Annotated in this window: 16 protein-coding genes and 3 pseudogenes; 7 read left to right on the top strand and 12 right to left on the bottom strand. The window is 60.0% G+C overall.

Translation table 11 applies throughout. The annotated features are described in order from the left end of the window. Positions 1–532: 532 nt before the first annotated feature. Both AAFG50_RS34830 and AAFG50_RS34835 read right to left on the bottom strand, forming a co-directional pair. A pseudogene (locus AAFG50_RS34830) lies at positions 533–735 on the bottom strand (transposase); the annotation flags it as partial. Positions 736–914: 179 nt separating this feature from the next. Next, positions 915–2,159, bottom strand: coding sequence for a histidine kinase dimerization/phosphoacceptor domain -containing protein (locus AAFG50_RS34835; RefSeq protein ID WP_011084970.1), 1,245 nt, complete (start codon positions 2,157–2,159; stop codon positions 915–917). Positions 2,160–2,480: 321 nt separating this feature from the next. On the opposite strand from AAFG50_RS34835, the gene AAFG50_RS34840 reads away from it, so the two are divergent. After that, positions 2,481–2,714, top strand: coding sequence for a hypothetical protein (locus AAFG50_RS34840; RefSeq protein WP_014497706.1), 234 nt, complete (start codon positions 2,481–2,483; stop codon positions 2,712–2,714). 438 nt (positions 2,715–3,152) lie between these two features. Here the strand turns inward: AAFG50_RS34840 and AAFG50_RS34845 are convergent, their stop codons facing one another. Together AAFG50_RS34845 and AAFG50_RS34850 are read right to left on the bottom strand one after the other, a co-directional pair. After that, a complete protein-coding gene (locus AAFG50_RS34845) occupies positions 3,153–4,835 on the bottom strand; it encodes an ATP-binding protein (RefSeq protein WP_014497707.1) in 1,683 nt (560 codons plus the stop codon). Continuing rightward, complete coding sequence (locus AAFG50_RS34850) at positions 4,822–6,342, bottom strand: ATPase domain-containing protein (protein WP_018646982.1); 1,521 nt, start codon at positions 6,340–6,342, stop codon at positions 4,822–4,824. The genes AAFG50_RS34845 and AAFG50_RS34850 overlap by 14 nt, the downstream gene beginning before the upstream one ends. Positions 6,343–6,570: 228 nt before the next feature. Between AAFG50_RS34850 and AAFG50_RS34855 the strand changes: the two genes are divergently transcribed. Continuing rightward, positions 6,571–8,547: a PAS domain-containing sensor histidine kinase gene (locus AAFG50_RS34855; RefSeq protein ID WP_231166574.1), complete on the top strand. Its 1,977-nt coding sequence runs from the start codon at positions 6,571–6,573 to the stop codon at positions 8,545–8,547. A 507-nt stretch (positions 8,548–9,054) separates the two neighbouring features. On the opposite strand, the pseudogene mmsA reads toward AAFG50_RS34855, so the two are convergent. Then, a pseudogene (mmsA, locus tag AAFG50_RS34860) lies at positions 9,055–10,056 on the bottom strand (CoA-acylating methylmalonate-semialdehyde dehydrogenase); the annotation flags it as partial. Positions 10,057–10,176: 120 nt separating this feature from the next. On the opposite strand from mmsA, the pseudogene AAFG50_RS34865 reads away from it, so the two are divergent. The 3 genes and pseudogenes from AAFG50_RS34865 to AAFG50_RS34875 all read left to right on the top strand — a co-directional run. Further along, a pseudogene (locus tag AAFG50_RS34865) lies at positions 10,177–10,221 on the top strand (hypothetical protein); the annotation flags it as partial. A 36-nt stretch (positions 10,222–10,257) separates the two neighbouring features. After that, positions 10,258–10,515, top strand: a complete 258-nt coding sequence (locus AAFG50_RS34870; RefSeq protein WP_231166575.1) for a hypothetical protein — start codon at positions 10,258–10,260, stop codon at positions 10,513–10,515. A 34-nt stretch (positions 10,516–10,549) separates the two neighbouring features. After that, on the top strand, positions 10,550–11,440 hold the full coding sequence (locus AAFG50_RS34875) for an SMP-30/gluconolactonase/LRE family protein (protein ID WP_011084962.1): 891 nt from the start codon (positions 10,550–10,552) through the stop codon (positions 11,438–11,440). Between the two features lie 45 nt (positions 11,441–11,485). Here the strand turns inward: AAFG50_RS34875 and AAFG50_RS34880 are convergent, their stop codons facing one another. From AAFG50_RS34880 to AAFG50_RS34900, 5 genes are all read right to left on the bottom strand, one after another. Further along, on the bottom strand, positions 11,486–13,378 hold the full coding sequence (locus AAFG50_RS34880) for a TRAP transporter large permease subunit (protein WP_018646980.1): 1,893 nt from the start codon (positions 13,376–13,378) through the stop codon (positions 11,486–11,488). Beyond that, positions 13,375–14,400, bottom strand: coding sequence for a TRAP transporter substrate-binding protein (locus AAFG50_RS34885; protein WP_014497714.1), 1,026 nt, complete (start codon positions 14,398–14,400; stop codon positions 13,375–13,377). The genes AAFG50_RS34880 and AAFG50_RS34885 overlap by 4 nt, the downstream gene beginning before the upstream one ends. Positions 14,401–14,593: 193 nt before the next feature. After that, a complete protein-coding gene (locus AAFG50_RS34890; protein ID WP_014497715.1) occupies positions 14,594–15,604 on the bottom strand; it encodes a transketolase family protein in 1,011 nt (336 codons plus the stop codon). After that, the gene (locus AAFG50_RS34895; protein WP_018646979.1) at positions 15,601–16,452 is read right to left on the bottom strand and encodes a transketolase; all 852 of its coding nucleotides are present in this window, start codon (positions 16,450–16,452) and stop codon (positions 15,601–15,603) included. Before AAFG50_RS34895 ends, AAFG50_RS34890 begins: the two co-directional genes overlap by 4 nt. A 24-nt stretch (positions 16,453–16,476) precedes the next feature. Next, complete coding sequence (locus AAFG50_RS34900; RefSeq protein WP_011084957.1) at positions 16,477–17,226, bottom strand: glucose 1-dehydrogenase; 750 nt, start codon at positions 17,224–17,226, stop codon at positions 16,477–16,479. A 108-nt stretch (positions 17,227–17,334) separates the two neighbouring features. On the opposite strand from AAFG50_RS34900, the gene AAFG50_RS34905 reads away from it, so the two are divergent. Together AAFG50_RS34905 and AAFG50_RS34910 are read left to right on the top strand one after the other, a co-directional pair. Continuing rightward, positions 17,335–18,231: a LysR substrate-binding domain-containing protein gene (locus tag AAFG50_RS34905; RefSeq protein WP_011084956.1), complete on the top strand. Its 897-nt coding sequence runs from the start codon at positions 17,335–17,337 to the stop codon at positions 18,229–18,231. Between the two features lie 672 nt (positions 18,232–18,903). Beyond that, complete coding sequence (locus tag AAFG50_RS34910) at positions 18,904–19,107, top strand: hypothetical protein (protein ID WP_014497717.1); 204 nt, start codon at positions 18,904–18,906, stop codon at positions 19,105–19,107. A gap of 426 nt (positions 19,108–19,533) precedes the next feature. On the opposite strand, the gene AAFG50_RS34915 is transcribed toward AAFG50_RS34910, so the two are convergent. Both AAFG50_RS34915 and AAFG50_RS34920 read right to left on the bottom strand, forming a co-directional pair. After that, positions 19,534–19,836: a hypothetical protein gene (locus AAFG50_RS34915; protein WP_014497718.1), complete on the bottom strand. Its 303-nt coding sequence runs from the start codon at positions 19,834–19,836 to the stop codon at positions 19,534–19,536. Between the two features lie 52 nt (positions 19,837–19,888). Next, positions 19,889–20,649, bottom strand: a protein-coding gene (locus AAFG50_RS34920; protein ID WP_110115815.1) for an IS5-like element ISBj2 family transposase whose coding sequence is annotated in 2 segments (ribosomal slippage) — positions 19,889–20,310 and positions 20,310–20,649 — 762 coding nt in all. Because the reading frame shifts where the segments join, the coding sequence is not laid out codon by codon here. Between the last annotated feature and the right edge of the window lie 137 nt (positions 20,650–20,786).

The following is a 20,786-nucleotide window of genomic DNA, read 5'->3' on the forward strand; positions in this document are numbered from 1 at the left end:
CCCGTTTTGTTCACGGTCGTTTCACCCAATTCGTTGCGATTTCATTGCTGCCTTTCGCAACGAGAACGGCGCTCGCTGAAACATCGAGCGTGCGTGTGGCAACGCAACGAGTAGGTTGCCGGCCGCTATTTCGCAGAGGGTCGACTTCCCGCGAGATCTCCAGGAGCGCCAGCAAGTACACTGATAGGGCGTTGCCGCTGCTCGACGGCATGAAGGCGCCCGAGAAAATTGTCGAAACGCGCCGCGGGAGATACTCAAGCCAATTTCGCCTAAACCGGAGACACCGGCGCCAGATCCAGACGAAGACGATATTGAGGATGATCTCGACGAAATCGATGAGGCGTCGCGGCAGGATCCGAAGTTGCCGCACTTTATTCACAATTCACACGGGGATGCAGATCCGCGGCCGCTCAAGGCATGGCTAATCAAACGGCTGATGCCAGCGGTGGGGCATGGCTTGCTGTCGGGTCAGTGGGGCGCCGGCAAAACATGGTGCACCATCTTGGTGCACGGTGAGCGAAGCAGATCGGGTTGGCGGGACGTTGGCCCATGCGCCGTTCTTCGTGGCGAGCTCCTTAATCCAGTCGGCGTCGTAGCCACGTCAGAAAGCTGCATCGATCCGCGCTTCAGACAAGATAGTCGCTTTCTGGCAAGCCGATTCTCGTGAGCCTCGTCGGGCGTCAGCGCCAGCCGGACCGGCAGGCCGTTGGCATCCACGAGTGCATGAATCTCACTGCGAGGAGGTGGAGGCGGCCGGCTTCGTACTGGACGCGGAAAGCACAATGCTCGCGAACAAGGACGATCCGCACTCGATGAAGGTGTTCGATCCCTCGATCAAGGGCGAGACCGATCGCTTCGCCTATCAGTTCGTGAAGCCATGACAGGTCCGGGATGTAGGATGGACGGAACTTCCTCTAATCGAGCGGCACATCAAGTTGGATTGTTGTGCCCTTTGGCTCGTTTGATGAGACCGCGATGCGTCCATTGAGTTGGGCAAGCAGGCTCTTGATCACCTTGAAGCCCAGGCTCGCTCGCGGCTGGTCCATATCGAAATCCGCCGGCAGTCCCACGCCCTGATCCGCTACCACGACATGCAAATCGGCTCCGCGCCCCGCGCCCGCCACCTGGATTTCGCCGGACTTGTCGGAGTAGGCGTGCTTCGCCGCGTTCGTGACAAGCTCATTGATCAGGAGGCCAAGCGGAATTGCCTTGTCCGCCGGAATCATCAGGTGGTCGAACTTACAGTCAATCTTGTAGGCGAGCGTTTCTTGCAGCTTCCTGCAAAGCTCGCCCGCGAAGTCCGCAATATCGACAAACCCGATCCTGGTGCTGCGCCACAGGTGGTCGTGAACCTGGGCGATCGTCGTGATGCGGGAAGCGGCGTCCTTGAGCGCGTTTTGAACTTCCTCGGACTGTGCGCTGCGGGACTGGACGCGGAGCAGGCCTACCACCGACGCCAGGCTGTTCTTGACACGGTGGCTCATCTCTCGAGTCAACATGGCTTGGTGCTCGAGGGCTTTTTGGAGCTCGGCGTCGGCATGCTGCCGCTCAATGGCGATGCCGAGCAGGCCCGCAAAGCCGGCAAGGAAATCAGCATCCGCGAGATCGAACTGACCCGAGTCAGCGCTGTCGACTTCCAGAACACCAAACGGTAGATGACCTTCGCCGCCCCGCGCGATGAGAACGTTGATGGCGCGCTTGATGCCGTGCTCCGACAGTAGTTTCGGCGTTCGAAAGCGGGTTTCTTCCTGCAGGTGGTTGGAAATGACGATTTGGCCGGTATGGAACGCGTAGCCGGCGGGAGACTCCAGATCGACGCCCAGGGATATCTGGCCGATCGTCTCCGGCGCCCATCCGACGCCTGCGCTCACCAGCAACCGTTTTTCCTCCGGCATGTACTCCAGGACCTTGGCAAAAGGTGTTTCGAGACCCTGGGCACAGAGCTGCGTCGCTCGTTGGAGTATCTGGCCGATGTCGCGGGTCTGCAGCGCGGTTCGGCCGAACTCGCCCAGCAAGGACTGTTGCCTCAACCGGTACGGAAGTTCCTGTCTGGTTGCCCCGGTCGATGCGACGGGAGACGTCACGGATTCTGTCCCCGTGAGGGTTGGCATGAACTCGTCCCTTCGAACCCTGGCTGGCCCGCCTTCGGCTTGTAGCATGATAAGTTACGCGCCTAACCTCTTTCCTAGCGTCTAGTGCTTGGCGCGGCCTTGCTGGAAAATACCCTAGTAGGATCTCAATTATGGAACTTACTGTTCCACCACGTCTTACCCTGCCGCGCGACTGCGACGAGGGAGCCAGGGGGAGATTGGCTTTGACCGATGCGGTTAAGATTCTGGTCGTCGAGGACGACAAGCTTATTCGGGCTATGGTCGAAGAAGCTCTTTCAGACGGCGGCTTTGCGTCCACCCTGACGGCGTCTGGCGAGGAAGCCATTACTCTTTTGCAGGCAGGACGACGAATCCAAATTCCGGGCGGTCGTGACCGACATCAACCTGCTGGGAAAGCTCGATGGATGGAAGGTCGGTCGCTCTGCCCGGGAGATCGATCCGACGATGCCCATCATCTACATGACCGGCACTCACGGGGAGGAATGGGCGTCCGAGGGCGTCCCAAACAGCCTACTGCTTGCAAAGCCCTTTGCCCCTGCTCAGATCGTAACCGCGATATCGCAGCTTCTTAACGCGGCCCCGCCGATCCCGCCCGCAGACTAGCGAGCCGGTCTCATGGGCGAGAAAGCTGAAGAACCAATCAAGCCTCGCTGGGCTAGTTCGACTAGGCTATCGAGGCCGAGCGGGCCGCATTGGAGGGCGCTCGTAAGCAACGCCCGTTGGGAGAAGCAGAAGCACAAGCTGAACTTCGCCGCGCGCCGGGCCCCAAAAAACATAGTTCACGCCGCCGCCGTTGCGCATCGCCATCAATGGCGCGGCGCAGGCCAACGTGCACCAGATCGAGTCCAAGGCGGCCTGAGCGAACGCGTATAACGGCCCGGCGTTTCAGGCACTACCCCCACTCGTCATCGAATGGGGGAAACGATGAACCCGCCCGGCGGAAGGCCGCAGCGCCGCTTTTCTACGGCGCGCGCACAAACCACCTGAAGGGACGGCTCGAAATCCGTCTACCCGGCAGGTGCACGCTGCCGCTGAGCGGCATTAGAAGCCATCCCTTCCATTCGGCAGGAGGTGCGCGATCTCCGTCGCAAGTTGAGCTTGCGTGTAAGGTTTCGCGAGACGTGCGACGTCTACCACTTCGCTTCCTTCCAGTTCAGCGAACCCCGTCGCAAGCAAGATCGGAAGTCGAGGATATTGGCGGCGCACTTCTCGGGCCAATTCGATTCCTGTCATTCCTGGCATCGCGTGGTCGGTTATTAAAAGATCAGCAGCTAAGCCACTTTCAAGAAGCCGCAACGCCTCAATGGCGGAATGCGCTTCAATCACCTGATGTCCCAGGTCTTCCAGCAGATCGACAGTACTGCCGGCGATCAGAAGATCGTCGTCTACAAAAAGAATCTTCGCTGGCGCCGAGGCTTGGGTAACGATGTTCGGCGCGCGTCCGGAAGGCGGCGACGTTTCACTGGCAACGGGAAGCCAAAGTCTGGCGGTTGTCCCGCTTGAGGGGGTGCTTTCGAGCCGCAGGGCACCTCCGGATTGTTGCGCCAGGCCGAACACCATGGACAAACCCAAACCCGTGCCCTTGCCGACTCCCTTCGTTGAGAAGAAAGGTTCTACGGCCCGGGCCAGCGTTTGTGCGTCCATTCCTTCTCCAGTATCTCGCACCGAGAGCACCACGTATCGGCCTGGTTGGACACCAAGCTGATCGTCGATGTCGACAATTTGCTCGGACAGCCCGATCGTGAGGACGCCGCCAGTAATCATAGCGTCCCGGGCATTCACGGCGAGATTGAGCAGAGCCATTTCGAGCTGGTTCGGGTCGACGTCGACGACCGGCATATTGTCTTCGGCGTGAAGCTCGATCCGAACCATCGGACCCACCGAACGATCTATGAGGCCTATCATGTCTTCCACAAGACTTCGGACGTCTGTAGCTTGCGCCTTCAGTTCCTGCTTGCGCGCAAAAGCGAGTAGCCTTTGTGTTAGAGTGGCGCCACGGCGGGCGCCCTCCATGGCGCCATCCAGGAGCCTGTGAAGTCGAGCATCTTCACCTAGTTTTTTCGAAAGCAGGTCGAGGTTGCCGATGACAGCCATAAGCAGGTTATTGAAATCGTGCGCGACCCCGCCGACAAGTTGGCCCAACGCCTCGATTTTCTGTGCCTGCAGCAACGCTGCCTGGGCCCGCTCGCGACCCGCAATTTCTTCCCGGAGTTGACTGTTCGCCCGCTCAAGGTCAGCCGTTCTCTCCGCAACCAAACGCTCCAGTTCGGCAGAGGCGCCGCGCTGCGCCTCAAGGTACGCACGAGTTTGATACTGTCGTCTTCGAGCGCGCTCTGCGGAAAGTACCGTGGCCTGAAGCGTGATGGCCTGCAAGGGGCGCTCGAGAAAGCCCACGTTACGCAGGCGAATGACCAACTCCCGCCTGAACGCGGCAAACTTGCCACCTTCATTGCGGTTGGTCAGTACGACAAAGGGTTGATCGGACCACGGTGGCTGACGGCCCACCCAGTCCTCCAGAACGCGGGCATTATTGCCGTAGAGCGCCTCCTCCGCCACAACCACGACTTCGATGACCCACTCGAGATTCTCTATCACTTCCTGAAGCGTGTTGCAGACCACGGGACGTAAGCCTGCCCTTTCGATCAACTTGGCAACAGTTGCCGCGTCCCGTCCAATGGGCATCAGGACCAAAACCACGCCTTTTGGCGTTTCAGGCCGGACCATCGGTGTCCCGAGGCATCAAAGGTGCCTCCTCCCCCTTGTACACCGGCGTACCGCCGAAAATGCCACTGAAACCCTTTAGCGGGGGTCCGACGGTGATGCCTTGGTGGCTCAGTTTGAATTCTCGGATCGTATGTTCGTGATTGCCGCTTCGCTTTTTCACGACGGACAGTGCGCGCCGCACGCTGCCATCAAACTCGAAATAACGCAGCATCAGCACGCCATCGGCGAGATAACTAATGTCCAGCGGCGTATCCATCGGTCCGACGAGGCCATGCTGAGCCAGCACGAGGATGGTCAGGGCGCCGCGATGACTGAGATAGCTCAGCAGCTCGTGCATCTGAAGAATCAAAAAGCGCTCATCCGGCATCGCATTGAGATAGCCATTGAGGCTGTCGATTATCACTACCCGCGCGTCAGCACGTTCTACGCTGCTCCGCACCGCGTCGGCAAACTCGCCTGGCGCCATTTCAGCAGGGTCGATTTGCTGAAAATCGATCAAGCCTTTATCGAGCCCGTCTTGAAGTGGAAGTCCCAACGTCTTCGCTCGCGCACTCACAGTGCCGCGTCCTTCGTCGAAGGCAAAAATCACGGAGCGTTCGTTTCGGGCTGCGGCTGCGATCGCATAGGTAAGCGCCAGCGATGATTTTCCAACGCCCGCCGCACCGATGAGGAGCACATTCGTTCCGCGCTCAAGGCCACCGCCCAGAAGAGTGTCCAGTTCCGGATTGCCGCTCAAGACGACGTCGCTGTCGAATTCCTTATGATGTTCTGCTGCGACAAGTCGGGGGTAAACCATGAGACCACCATGCCGGATGGTGAAGTCGTGAAATCCCCCCTTGAATTCGATACCACGCATCTTCACGACACGAAGGCGTCGCCGCTGCGCGCCGTAATCGATTGCCAACTGTTCAAGAAGCACAACGCCATGGGCGATCGAATGCAATTGCAGATCGTTCTGCTGTGATGAAAGGTCATCAAGCAAAACCACAGTGGACTTGCGACCTGAAAAGAAGTGTTTCAACGCGAGGATCTGACGGCGGTATCTAAGGGGGCTTTGTGCCAGCAGGCGAAGCTCCGACAGGCTATCGAGTACAATTCGCGCCGGCGCCAGTGCCTCGACCCGGTCAAAGATCATCTGCGTGGTTTCGCTAAGCTCCATCTCGGCCGGATGCAGCACCGTGAGTTCCTGGCTCGGATCCAGCGTGGTCTCAGGCGGGATCAATTCAAAGATTGTAATGCCGTTGAGCGACCACCCATGACGCTTTGCGACCAGACGCAATTCTTGCTCAGTCTCCGATAGCGTGATGTAGAGGGTCGGTTCGCCGACGCGAACTCCTTCCAGCAAAAATTCCAGAGCGAGGGTTGTCTTGCCTGAACCGGGTTGGCCTTCAAACAGATACATTCTCTCGGGATCAAAGCCGCCTCCGAGAATGTCATCTAGACCAAAATTTCCGGTGGAAATCCTCGGGAGCTCACAGCCGTCGAGCAACCGCTTTTCCTCATCCATATCAACCCCCGTTTCGCCGCAGGCGGAGCCGCCTTTGATTTATGGAAACTTCTGCTCCCGGGCAGGGTTCCCCGGCCAAGCCGGAGCCTCGACGGCGATACTCACCACTTGCGATCCTGTGGTCTTAAGCATTGCTCGGCCGGCCACGGCGACAGGGGCACAATGCCACGGTGTACGGAACAATCCCGCATCCAAATACGTTGAACCTGTTTGGGAGCGCTCCACCCGTTGAAAACACTGCAAACAAAGCTCGACGGGGTCGCCGACGCGCGGCCGCTTCAACTGCTCATCGACTCCATCGTGGACTACGCCATCTACATGATCGATGTAGATGGCACCGTGCGCAGTTGGAACTCCGGTGCCGAGCGATTGAAGGGCTACTCAGCGGACGAGATCATCGGCAAGTCCTTCTCATTGTTTTATCCGCCCGAGGATCGCGCGAAAGAGCTTCCCCAAACAGCGTTGAAAATTGCGGCAGAGACCGGCCGGTTCAGTTCCGAAGGGTGGCGCGTCCGCAAAGACGGGACCCGCTTTTGGGCGTTAGTCGTCGTGGATGCGATCCGCGACGAGCAAGGTCAGGTGATCGGCTTTGCAAAGGTCACGCGCGACATCACAGAACGTCAGCAGGCCCACAACGATCTGCTGGAGAGCGAGCGACGATACCGTCGATTGATCGAGGCTGTTGTCGATTATGCGATTTTTCAGCTGGATCCTGCCGGCAATATAACCACCTGGAATCCGGGTGCACAGCGCATCAAAGGCTACGATCCGGATGAAATTATCGGTCAGCACTTCAGTCGCTTCTACACGCCTGAAGATATTCAAACTGGCGTACCGAAACGGGCGCTCGCCGAAGCGGCCAAATTGGGACGCTTCGAGGCTGAAGGTTGGCGAGTGCGAAAGGACAGCAGTCGCTTTTGGGCGTCAGTTGTCATCGATCGCATCACCGACGAGGCCGGCGAATTGGTTGGGTTTGCAAAAGTAACGCGTGACGTAACCGAGCGAAAGCAGGCCCAGGACGAACTCCAGCGCACTCAGCAGCAGTTAGCCGCCTCTCAGAAGCTCGAAGCGGTAGGCCAGCTCAGCGGCGGGATCGCGCACGACTTCAATAATCTCCTGATGATCGTGCTTGGCAACCTTGAGACCGCGGAGCGGAACAGCCGCGGCCTGACTAACAGCACGAATCTTCAGCGGGCACTCTCCAATGCCAAGCGCGGCGCGCAGCGTGCCGCAGCACTGACTAGCCGCCTGCTCGCATTCTCCCGTCGGCAAGCGCTGGATCCGCAGCCTATCAATCTGAATATTTTTCTGAATGGATTGCAGGAGTTTCTGCAACGTACCCTCGGTGAACGCATCGAAGTTCAAACCGTCGGAAGTGCGGGTCTCTGGTCGATCGAGGCTGATACCAACCACCTCGAGTCTGCCATTATCAATCTCGGTATCAACGCACGCGACGCGATGCCGGATGGCGGTAAACTCACGGTCGAGGCTATGAACGTATTAGCTGACGAGGACTATTGCCGAGTGAATCCTGAGCTCTCCCCGGGCCATTATGTCATCGTTTGCGTAACAGACACTGGGACCGGGATGACCGCGGACGTCCTCAATCATGCTTTCGAGCCTTTTTTTACCACGAAAGAGCTCGGGCAAGGGACAGGCCTCGGACTTAGCCAAGTCTATGGTTTCGTAAAGCAGTCGGGTGGGCACGTGAAGATCTACAGCGAAGTCGGCCAAGGTACCAGCATCAGAATGTATTTCCCCCGCTACCATGGAGATGCTCGACCCGCCGAGGGTAATGCAGACGAGTTTCGCCCGGAAGGTGAGAAACTGGAGACGATACTCGTCGTCGAAGATGATACGGACCTGCGTGCATATGTTTCTGAGCTTCTGCGAGATTTAAATTATCGCGTGGTTGTGGCATCCAGCGCCCAGGCTGCCTTGACCATCCTTCTGCAGGAAGAGCCGAAGGTTGATCTTGTGCTGACGGATGTCGTCATGCCGGGAATCAATGGACGGGAGATGGGCCGGCGCGCACAGCAGATCCGCCCAGGCATCAAGATCCTGTACATGACAGGTTACTCGCGAAATGCCGTGGTCCACCAAGGGCGCCTTGATGAGGGCGTCGAGCTATTAGAGAAGCCGATCTCTCAGGCAAAACTCGCTTTTCGTGTGCGCGAAATGTTAGACCGGCTTGACCAATACTGAATTGAATTCGCGCCAGCGCAGGCCGTGATCCGGTACACAGGTCAATTCTATTCGCTCTTCTTGTTGGCCAAAGTGCTCCGCGTCGAGAATCTGACGGCGAACTACATGCTTATCGGCGCGACTATCATCACCGTGCCTCTGTATGTCGTGTTCGTCAGTCTTTCGGACAAGATCGGCCGCCGCAAGGCGTATGTCGCTGTGGCCCGAGTATGCGTGGCCGCACCCCAACTTTTTCGGCGCCCGCGGTCGACCTCAGTCGAAATGCGGAGGCGTACAAAATCGCGCCAATGACGGAGAGAGTGTCAGTCAATCCCAAATGAAAGATAAAGCATTTTTAAGTTTCTTGGGCGCCAAAACCCGCCATTCGAGCTACGGCCGAACACAACTGTCTGCGGCATGCTCGAGCATTTCTCTAAGACAGAGGCCGTTAGAATGACCTATGAAAAGAACGAGGGCCGATGGCCCTCGCAGTCTGGGAGAACAGACAAAAGCAGTATCCGGCAGCCGTCATGACATGGTCGGCATGACGAATTCGGCACCGGCCCGTATTCCGGTTGGCCAGCGGCTTGTCACTGTCTTCATTCGCGTGTTGAAGCGGACGCCTTCCGGTCCATGCATGTGATGATCGCCGAAGATCGACGCTTTCCATCCACCGAAGGAGTGGAAGGCCATCGGCACCGGAATCGGAACGTTGATGCCGACCATGCCGACCTTGATCTGGTGAGCAAATTCACGAGCAGCATCGCCGTCACGTGTGAAGATCGATGTCCCGTTGCCGAACTCGTGCTCATTGATCAGCCGCGCGGCCGTCGCATAATCCGGTGCTCGCACGACCGAGAGCACTGGCCCGAAGATCTCCTCCTTGTAGATCTTCATGCTCGGCTTGACGTGATCGAACAAAGTCCCGCCCAGGAAGAAGCCGTCTTCGTAGCCCTGCATTTTGAATTTGCGTCCGTCGACGAGCAACTTCGCGCCGTCCGCAACGCCCGCATCGATGTAGCTTCGGACCTTGTCCAGATGCTGCTTCGTGACGATAGGACCCATCTCGGCCTCGGGATCGGTACCCGGCCCGACCTTCAGGCCTCGAACCTTCGGCTCCAAGGCTGAGATCAGCTTGTCCGCGGTCCCCTCGCCGACCGGCACGGCAACAGAAATCGCCATGCAGCGTTCGCCGGCGGAGCCGTAAGCGGCACCCATCAGTGCATCAACCGCCTGATCCATGTCGGCATCGGGCATCACGATCATGTGGTTCTTGGCGCCGCCGAGAGCCTGACAGCGTTTTCCGGTATTCGCGGCGGTCGAATAGATGTACTGCGCAATGGGCGTGGACCCTACGAAGCTGACCGCCGAGACGTTCGGATGATGCAGTAGCGCGTCGACGGCTTCCTTATCACCCTGCACCACGTTGAAGACGCCATCCGGCAGGCCGGCTTCCTTCAGCCATTCCGCCATGATTAGCGAAGCGGATGGATCACGTTCCGACGGCTTCAGGATGAAGGTGTTTCCGCAGGGGGCTCAGCTTGAACTGTTCGAGCAGCCTCGTACGGGCTTTGTGGCCGGCTTCCTCGGGTCTCCGTCGATCAACCTCGTCCCGGCGACCTCAAGACAAGCGGCGGCTGCGCCGCAGTTGTGTTTCAGTCCGGCGGTGCGCTGACGCTTCCGAATGCAAGAGCCAAATTGCGGACAGGTGCGGATGGCCAAGAAGTTCTGGTGGGCATTCGACCCCAGCACTTCAGCCGGGCTGGCGGCGGACCTCCGCGCGACGGGGTGGTCTCCTATTCGGCCGTCGTCGACCTCATTCAGCCGACGGGGACCCGTACATTCACCACCATCAAGATCGGCGGCGTCGATGCGGTCGCGGAGTTGCAGGCTCATGACGTCAGCAGCCATGGCGAGCGGATCAACCTCGCCATCGACCTCAATCGCGTGGTGCTGATCGATCCGGCCAGCGGCCTGGTCATCTCGTAACGAGCGCCGGCAATCTGGAGAACGGGAGGAAAAAATGGCGTCGAGACTGTTTGCCACCGGAATTGGAGCTCCGGAGGGGCCGGTGTGCCTGCCCGATGGATCGATGTATGTGACCGAAATGTCCGCGTCGACCCTTTGCATCACACGGCTTGACTCTCGCGGCAATCGCAGGGTGATCCGGACGACTGGCGGGCGTCCGAACGGGTTGACGACTGATGGCCACGGCCGGATCTGGATCGCGGAAGCAGGCCTCCGGGCGCTGATCTGCATCGACGACGGCGGAAACGAGATCCGGCGCATGCAGGGCGAAGGTACGGACCGCTTTCTATTTCCGAACGATCTTTGCTTCGGCCCGAACGGACTGCTCTACCTGACCGACTCCGGCATGGCGGCCGAAGATTTCATCAACGGCCAGGCCTTCGTCGACGGCTATATGGACCTTGATTGGGACGGCCGTGTGTATGAGATCGATCCGGCGGCCATGAAGGTGCTACGCGTGCTCGATCGGAAGATCCGCTTCACCAACGGCATTGCTTTCGGCTCCGACAATCACCTCTATGCCAACGCGTCCTTCACCGGCGAGATCTACCGATATGACGTGCTCGGCGAAGCCTCGCCTAGACGCGAGGTCTTCGGCAACGTCCTGCAACCGAATGCCAATCCCGATTTCAAAGGTCCGGACGGGATGGCCTTCGGCACGGATGGCCGCCTCTATTGCACGGTCTACAACCAGAAGAACGTCAGGGTGCTGGACCGACGGGGTGAAGTCGTCGACCGGCTGATCCTGGATGGGCCGCAGCCGACGAATTGTGCCTTCACGCTCGAGGGCAAGAAGCTACGCGTGACTGAAGTCGGCAAGGGGCAAGTCGAAGAGATCGATATGCCCTGCGAGGGCCTGCCGCTGCATCTGCCGAAGTTCGCCTGACGAGGTGCCTCGCGGTTTTGTCCCGCAAGGCGTCCCGCAGATGCGTCAAAGGAAGCCGATCGATAGCCAGGGCACGGCCGCGACGATCAGCGTGCCGATCAAAAGCGCGATCATGTAGCCCACGATCGGCTTCATGCCCTCGTCCGGGTTGATGCGGCTGATGGCGCAAGCCGCGTAGTAGCCGACGCCGAACGGTGGCGCGAACAGGCCGATGCCCATCGCGAGAACGACCACCATCGCGTAGTGGACATCGTGCACCCCGACCTGCCGCGCGATCGGGAACAGGAGCGGGCCGAACAAGACGATGGCCGGGATCCCTTCCAGAACGCTGCCCAGGATCACGAAGGTCACGATCGTCACGGCAAGGAAGACAGGTACTCCGCCGGGAAGGCTGGTCATGAACTTTGCAAGAGAGGCAGAAAATCCCGACTGGGTCAGCGCCCAGGCCATGCCCGTCGCCGCGCCGATGATGAGCAGGATCGCCCCCGACAGCGAAGCCGTCTCGACCAGCATCGGATAGATGCGGCGCCAGTCGAACTGCCGATAGATGAAGAGTCCCGCACAGGCCGAGTACAGGATCCCGATGGTCGAGACCTCCGTTGCCGTCGCAACGCCTTCGACGACGGCGGTCCGGATCACGAATGGCAGCGCGATGGCCGGTATCGCGATCACAAAGGCGCGGCCAATCTGCCGCCCCGTCGCCCGTTTGACGTGAGACAGGTCCTCGCGGCGGTATCGCCACCACACCACGGCCGCGAGCATGATCGCGAGCACCACGCCCGGAAGCAACCCGCCGGTGAACAGCGCCGAGATCGACACACCGGTCACCGAGCCGATCGTGATCAGAACGAGTGACGGGGGAATCGTCTCGGTCTGCGCCCCCGTCGCGGCCAGGAGCGCAACGAGATCGCCGGGCTTGGCCCCACGCTGCCGCATCTCGGGAAACAGCACTGGAGCCACCGCAGCCATGTCCGCCGCCTTGGAGCCGGAGATGCCTGAGACCAGATACATCGCCCCGACCAGCACGTAGTGCAGTCCGCCACGCACGTGGCCCAAAAGGCTTGCCAGGAAGCTGACCATGGCGCGCGCCATGCCCGTCATCTCGATCAGAAGGCCGAGAAAGACGAAGAGAGGCACGGCAAGCAGGATCAAATGGCTCATGCCCTCGTCCATTCGTCCGATCATCACGACGTCGGGCGTGCTGGTTGTCAGGGCGAGATAGCCGACCGTGGCGAGGCCAAATGCAAACGCGATCGGCACGGCCGCAAAGACCATCGCGCCGACCACGAAAACGAAGAAGATCAGAAGATTCAGATTGCCAAGTGCCTTCAAGACCGGCGCCAGCAGAATGAACGTTCCGATGATGCCTGCGACGATCGCCAGGGAGGCCAGCAAGCTGCGCAGGCTCGCGATGCGGATGAGCCGGAGGACGGCTGCGATCAGCATCAGCCCGATGCCGATCGGCAGCGCTGCCGCACGCCAGGTGTTGACGATCTCGAGCGCCGGAGTGGTGACGAAGGCCTCGTCGGCGGCGAATTCATAGGCCGGCCAAACGACGAGCACGAGAAATGCCAGCGACGCCGCGGCCGCTATGACATCCAGGAACGCGCGGAGCTCCGCACTGAGCACGCCGACGATGGCGGTCATCCGCATGTGCTCGCCGCGCTGGAACGCAATCACAGACCCGAGCATGGCGAGCCAGAGGAAGAGAATGCCGGCAAACTCGTCGGACCAGACGATCGGCGAGCGGAATACGTATCTGCCCACGATGCCCGCGGACAGCACCACGATCTCCGCCAGCACGAGCAAGGCCGCCGGGACTGCGACAGCGTGGCCAAGCACCATGTTCGCTGTCACCACCCATCGGCGCGAATTCGCTTGAGATCTGCCGGCCGCGAGCCCGGTATCCACATGCGGCGTATGGCTCACGCTGGTCATGATAGCTGGCCCGCGGCTTTTTCAAGGTGAGACCATGCCTCCTCGCCAAACTTGCCCTTCCAGTCGGCGTAAAAGCTGGTCTTAGACAGCGCCTGGCGGAAAGCGGCACGATCGACGTCGATGAACTTGAGACCTTTGGTCGACAGATCGGCGCGCAGGGACTGGCTGAGCTTTGCGATGTCTGCCCGCTGATCGACCGCGGAGCGATCGAGCTCGCGCGTCACGATCTCCTGCACATCCTTGGGCAGGCGCTCGAAGGCGCGCTTGTTGCCCAGAATCCAGTAGCCATCCCAGACGTGCCCGGTGAGGCTACACGTGCTCTGCACTTCGTAAAGACGCGCGGTCGCGATGATCGGCAACGGATTCTCCTGGCCGTCGACGACCTTGGTCTGCAACGCGGAATAGACCTCGTTGAAGTTGATCGGCGTCGGCCCGGCGCCGAGCGCCTTGAAGAGCGAGGTGAGCAGCGGCGCGGGCGGAACGCGGATCTGGAAATTCTTCAGATCATCCGGCGTCCGGACCTCGCGGCCCGACGAGGTCACCTGACGAAAGCCGTTGTCCCAGGCCTTCGAAACCGCCATGATTGGCGTCTTGGCGATTTGCGCCCGGATGTAAGTGCCGAGGTCGCCGTCCATCGCCTTCCATACGCTGTCGTAGTCGGCGAATGCGAAGCCGGTGTTCACAATGCCTGCGCTAGGTACGAGGGTGGCAAGAATCGAGGACGATTGGTTGAAGAACTCGACGCCGCCGCTGCGAACTTGGGTCAAAAGCTCGGTGTCGGAGCCGAGCTGGTTGGCCGGAAATAGCCTGATCTCCAGCCGACCGCTCGTCGCTTCGCGGATACGGTCGATCGCCTCTTGCGCCCGGATATTCACCGGATGCGTTGGGTCCTGTCCGGTCGCGAACTTGTAGACGAACTCGGCGGCAGACGCCGGGCGGGTGAGAATCCCGCAGAGAGGAACGGTGGTGGCGGCCATCAACAGCGAACGGCGACTGATGCTTCCGGGCTTCGATGCAGTCATGTTTTCCTCCTGGTCCTTCATTGACGTTGCTGCCCGTTGCATCAGCGCAGGCTGACGTGCAGCTTTCCGGGTTCTTCGCTTGCCGGCTCTCGACCACCGGCATTTGGGCAGGAGCAATCACTCGCCGCCGCAACATGCGACGGGCGTAGCTCCTCACCTGGGCTTGGCTAAGTTGGCGCTTAGCGCCGGTACACTAAAGCCACCGCTTGATCTGCCGTGCGACCTCTGCGGTGGAAATCCCGTAGCGGTCGTGCAGGGTCGGAAGTGCGCCGGCGTCAAGAAACTCGTCCGGCAATGCGATCTGGCGGAAGGGCGGATGGACGCCGGAACGCATCAGAAGCGCGGCAGCCGCCTCGCCGAGACCGCCAATCGTTGTGTGGTTTTCGGCAACGACGACCAGGCGGCCCGACTTGCCGGCTTCACGCAAGATCGTCTCGGTATCGAGCGGCTTGATGGTTGGAACATGCAGCACCGCAATATCGATGCTGTCGTCTTTCAAGGTCTGTACGGCTTCGAGCGCGCGCATGGTCATGATGCCGGATGAGATGACCAGGGCGTCCTTCCCGTCGCGGATCAGCTTGGCCTTGCCGAGCTCGAATTTGTAGTCGTACTCGTCCAGAACGACCGGCACCTGGCCGCGCAGCAGGCGGGTGTAGACTGGCCCCTGATGCGCCGCGATGGCAGGCACCAACTGCTCGATCTCGTGGGCATCGCAGGGATCGATGACCGTCATATTTGGCATGGCACGAAATAGCGCGAGATCCTCTGCGGCCTGGTGACTCGGGCCGTAGCCCGAGGTCAGGCCGGGCAAAGCACAAACGATCTTCACGTTGCGGTCTTCCTCCGCAATCGTCTGGTGAATGAAATCGTAAGCCCGCCGAGACGCGAACACCGCGTAAGTGGTCGCGAAAGGCATGAAGCCTTCGGCAGCGAGGCCGGAGGCGGCGCCGAACAGAAGCTGCTCGGCCATGCCCATCTGGTAATAGCGGTCCGGGAACTCCTTTGCGAAGATGTACATGTCGGTGTATTTGCCGAGATCGGCCGTCATGCCGACCACCTCAGGGCGGTGGCGCGCGAGTTCGACGAGCGCGTGTCCGAACGGCCCCGGTCTGGTCTTCTGCCCCTCGGCTGCGATCGATGCGATCATCGCTGAGGTGGTCAGGCGCGGCTTGCCCGGCTGCGGTGCTGATCTGACGGTCTTCATGCCTGCCTCCCGGCTTCCAGCGCGGCAAGCGCGAGCTGCCATTCGTGCGGCTCGACGCGGATGAAATGGCTCTTCTCGCGCTGCTCGAGGAAGGGAACACCCTTCCCCATCAGCGTGTCGGCGACGATGATCCGCGGCTTGAGTTCGGGATGGGACTTGGCCGCGTCGAAGGCGGCGACCACGGCATTGAGATCGTTGCCGTTGACGCGCTGCACGAACCAGCCGAAGGCCTGAAGCTTCTTGACCAGCGGCTCGAACGCCATGACCTGCGTGGAAGGACCGTCCGCCTGCTGATTGTTGACGTCGACGATGCCGATCAGATTGTCGAGCTTGTAGTGGCCTGCCGACTGGATCGCCTCCCAGACCGAGCCTTCGTCAAGCTCGCCATCGGAAAATAAGGTGTATACCCGCGCTCCGGATTTCTTGCGTTTGAGTCCCAGGCCCATGCCGACGGCGATGCTGAGTCCGAGCCCGAGCGAGCCGCCCGACATTTCCATTCCCGGTGTGTAGGAGGCCATGCCCGACATCGGCAGGCGGCTCTCGTCGCTGCCATAGGTTTCGAGTTCTTCCTCGGGGACGATCCCCGCCTCGATCAAGGCCGCGTAGAGCGCGATGGCATAATGCCCGTTGGAGAGCAGAAAGCGGTCTCGCTCCTCCCAGGACGGATCTTCGGGTCTGTAGCGCATCGCATGGAAATAGGCGACGGCGAGAACGTCAGAGATGTCGAGCGCCTGTGCGATATAGCCTTGGCCCTGAACTTCGCCCATGCGCAGGGCATTGCGGCGAATATTGTGGGCGCGGTCCGTCAGCTTGGGCGTGTTCGTAAGCGCGTTGGTCGAGGTTTCCATCGATCTGACCCTTGTCTCGCTGGCTCAGTGGATGAGCATGCCGCCGTTCACGTCGATCACGGCGCCGGTTACGTAGGCGGAGAGATCCGAGGCCAGGAAGGTGTAGATACCGGCGACGTCTTCGGCCGTACCGAGACGATTGAGCGGAATGCCTTCCAGGATCTTCGCCCTCATCTCGTCGGTCAGCTTGCCCGCGGTGATATCGGTGCCGATCAGGCCGGGCGTGACGCAATTGACGCGAATGCCGTCCGGGCCGAACTCTCGGGCCATCGCCTTGGCGAGACCAAGTACGCCGGCCTTCGCGGCCGAATAGTGCGGGCCGCCAAAAATTCCACCACCGCGCTGGGCCGAGACCGACGACATGCATGCAATCGATCCGGCTTTCCGTCCGCGCATATGCGGGATCACCGCCTGGGAGAGAAACAGGATGCCCTTGAGATTGACGTCCTGAATGCGATCCCAATCGGCTGCCGAGATCTCCAGGAACTTCACCGGCTGGGTGATGCCGGCATTGTTGATCAAAACATCGGTGCCGCCAAAGGATTCGATCACGCGGGCGACCGCCTGTTCGCAGGACGATTTGTCGGCGACGTCGCACCCTAGTCCGATATGGGAATTTCCGAGCGATGCCGCAGCATCCGTCGCAGCGCCGGCGTCAATATCCAGAATGGCGACCCGAGCGCCCTCGGCGGCGAACCGCCGGGCGGTGGCAAGCCCGATCCCGCGCGGCGAGGCCGCGCCCGAAATGATGGCCGTCTTACCGCTGAGCAGCATCAGTTCCTCCCGCAAATTGTTCTTCCTTGGCGCTTAGGAATGACCCGCCGACCGCCAACGGACAAACGCGCAGTTGTCACGGATCGATGAATCTGGTTCACTTATGGGATGCTGTCGAATATCCCCATATCGGCAATTCGTGCCTTTGAAGCGGCTGCCCGCACCGGATCGTTTCGCGATGCGGCGAATGAGCTTCACCTGACACCGAGTGCCGTTAGTCATGCCATCCGCAAGCTGGAGGGCACCCTTCGGACCGCTTTGTTCGAGCGCAGCGCACGATCCGTGCGACTTACGCCGGCCGGCGAGAACCTGATGCGTCACACGGGAGCGGCATTCGATCAGCTCCGCCGTGGCCTAGAGGAAGTTGCCGCGCGCGGACCACAATTGGTGCGCGTCCATTCCGCGCCCAGCTTTGCTGCGCAATGGCTGGCACCACGGCTTGCACAGTTTCTCGCTGCTTACCCGAAGCTCGAGGTTCGGCTGGCTGCAAGCACGGACTATGCGCGCTTCAGCAACGATGATTTCGATATCGACATCGTCTACGGTCCGCCACGCGCGGAGGGCGTCGAAATTGTCCCTCTGCCGGAGGAGACGGTCACGCCGCTCTGCTCGCCCTCGCTCGCAAAATCGATCAGGAAGCCTGCCGATCTCCTCGATCAGACGCTCATCCGCTCCGACGTGAAGCGGGTGCAGTGGCATCAATGGTTCACCGCGAATGGGTTAGAAGCACCTGCGCTTCACGGCATGAGATTCGACCGAAGCTTTCTTGCGATCGCGACGGCTGCAGAGGGATTGGGCGTGGCCTTGGAATCAACGCTTCTGGCCGAACGCGAACTGGCGTGCGGGCGCTTGGTCGCTCCATTGGCCGGACGCGCCAACGATATCCGCTACGTCGGTCACCGCTTGATCTACCCGCGCGCAAGCCGACAAAGATCGTCGGTACGAGCTTTTGCGGATTGGGTGGTGGCCCAACTCGGCGGCGGAGATGTTCGCTCCTCGCAGTGAGACCTCATCGAGATATTCCTGAAGCTGATGCGGAAATCCACCGCGTTTTGAGGATCTGCCCTTCATAGGAACCCCTCCGACCGCGTGCACGTTGCCGTATCGCTTCAGGACCCCCTGCCTTGGAGCGCCCCAACAGCGGCCTCCGCGTTGCCCCCGCGGGGGTCGTTTTATCGCGAGGCACAATGGACGAGGGTTGGAGAGTAGTGTTCGCGATTAGCGCCACTGCCGTGGTCGCCGGGGGCGCGCCTTCTTTGCCATCCGGTTTATCATCGGTCTGCACCTTTAAGGTCGCCCCTTACCCGTATTTTTCCCTAGGTCCAAAGTCTCACATCCACACACCAGTGGAGAAAGTGTCATCGGTGCACTACGGCTTGCGCTCCCGCATCGGTTGCAGTTGGATAGAGGAGCGAATTTACAAGAGACGTTTTTGAGGGGGAACAATATGAGGGCAGCAACGCTCGTTGCCGGGCTTTTTTTGGCAATCGGAATAATTGGACCGGCCGATGCTCGCGGAGGAGGTCACGGGGGCCGTGTCAGCTATGGCGGCGGACACCACACCTCAAGCCACGGCGGCAGCTTTTCAGGCGGCTCGGGATCGTTGCACCGCGGCGGGACCTATGTGAATTCAAACACCGGGAACCGTTACGGCACCCACCAATAAGAGGAAGCGCAATGGCGAAGTCGACCCGGAATAGCGGCAAGCAGTCGACGTCAGGCGAAGTGAGCCAACTCAAACAACTTGTGAAGGGCAACACACCGACGCGAGTGATCGGCCTGAAGTTGGGCCGAACCGAAAACGCGATCTACAACAAAGCATCTGAGGAAGGAATCTCACTGGCTCCGACGAACCAAAGCCCCTACGGCACGAAGAAGTAGGTACGGAGATCATGCTGAGACATTGGCCTGCGGCGCTTTGCATGGCCCTCGTGGGTTCGGCTTATGGTCAGGCGCCTGCTCCGGCCGCGCCCAAAGCCGCTCCTGAGCCGTCGGCCTATTGTCGATCTTCTGCGCAAATACTCTTTCAGGGTGGAGCTTCGGACGGCGACATCGCCGCCGTCGCGAAGATCTGCCGCCGTGGCGATGTCATCGCCATCAGCACCAGCGCACAAGGTTCAGTATTCTAGGTCGGTCGCCTATGTGACTTTACGAAGTCAGTAGTCGTGATGGGTCCACAGACGCTTTGCGTCCTAGGAGCCGAACGAAGCGTGAGGTGACCAATCCGTGATCGTGATCATGCCCTGCGCGGCGAAATCCAGCTACTGGTTGCTCGCTCGACTGTCACGTCACCGCGACATGTGACATCTACCGCAAAAGCTTCTTTAGCGCAGCGTCGCTCGCTAATCTTGAACTTAAGCGTCGAGCCGCTCCCTGTTGGTTCTCGCCAAGCGTATCTTTGATGATTTCCGTCGCTCGGGTCATCACCTCTTTTCGGACGGATGGGACGGCGCGGATCATCGCCGCAATTTCAGCCTCTGACATACTCTTATTGGGATCCAACTGACGGAGTTCGGCGAACCTTGATTCAACCGCTTTGATTTTTGAGTCATCGAACCACAGAGCAACGCTCTTCTGAGAGTCCGCAATTTTTTGTCGCTTTGTCAGCATCCATATCCTGCGTTCCGACGGGCGAATACATTTGGCCAACTAGGGTCCAGACTCAATTGAGCCAATATGCGACGAGAGCGGCGAGATGAACAGCGGCCAAAAAATTACGGGCGAGCTTGTCATATCGCGTGGCGATGCGCCGGAAGTCCTTGAGCCTGCAAAAGCAGCGTTCGATGACATTTCGTCCTTTGTAGGCGCGTTTGTTGAAGCGATGGATGACGACACGGTTAGATTTATTGGGGATTACGGGCTTGGCGCCACGACGAATGATTGCGCCGCGAAGCTTGTCGCCATCATACCCTTTGTCGGCGAGGAGCACGCTCATGGGTGGCGCGAGCGCCAGGACATCGGGAGCCGCAGCGATATCGGCATCCTGGCCTGGAGTCAGATGCAGGACGACCGGCCGGCAGAGCGGATCGCTCAGCGCATGGATTTTTGTCGTGCGGCCTCCGCGCGAGCGGCCGATTGCTTGATTGTGCTCCCCCCTTTTCCGCCGGAGGCACACCGGTGAGCTTTAATCGAGGTCGAGTCGAGCGACAGTACGACGCCGTCTTCGCCAGGCTTGGCCAGCGCTTCGAAGATTGCGCACCATCGTCCTCGCTTGGCCCAGCGATTGAAGCGATTGTAGATCGTCGTGTAAGGGCCGTATTCACGTGGACAATCACGCCATCGTGCACCCGATTGCAGCATGTGAATGATGCCGCTGACGATGCGTCGGTCGTCGTCCCGATCCGGCCCCGTCAGTCCCCTCGGCAGATGCGGTTCGATACGCGCCCATTGCCTGTCGTTCAGCCAAAACAAACCAGCGCGCATTCTCTCGCCCCCGAATCAACACGTAGGCAAGAGAATCACGTGGCGCTATTTAGGTACAGACCCTAGCCAACCAAGTTTTGCCTGAAACGTGTCTGTCAATTGCAAGATCTTCGCCGCAACGCAGGTTGCTAGGTGGA

This window comes from Bradyrhizobium sp. B039 (genome assembly GCF_038965675.1).
Lineage (GTDB): Bacteria > Pseudomonadota > Alphaproteobacteria > Rhizobiales > Xanthobacteraceae > Bradyrhizobium > Bradyrhizobium diazoefficiens.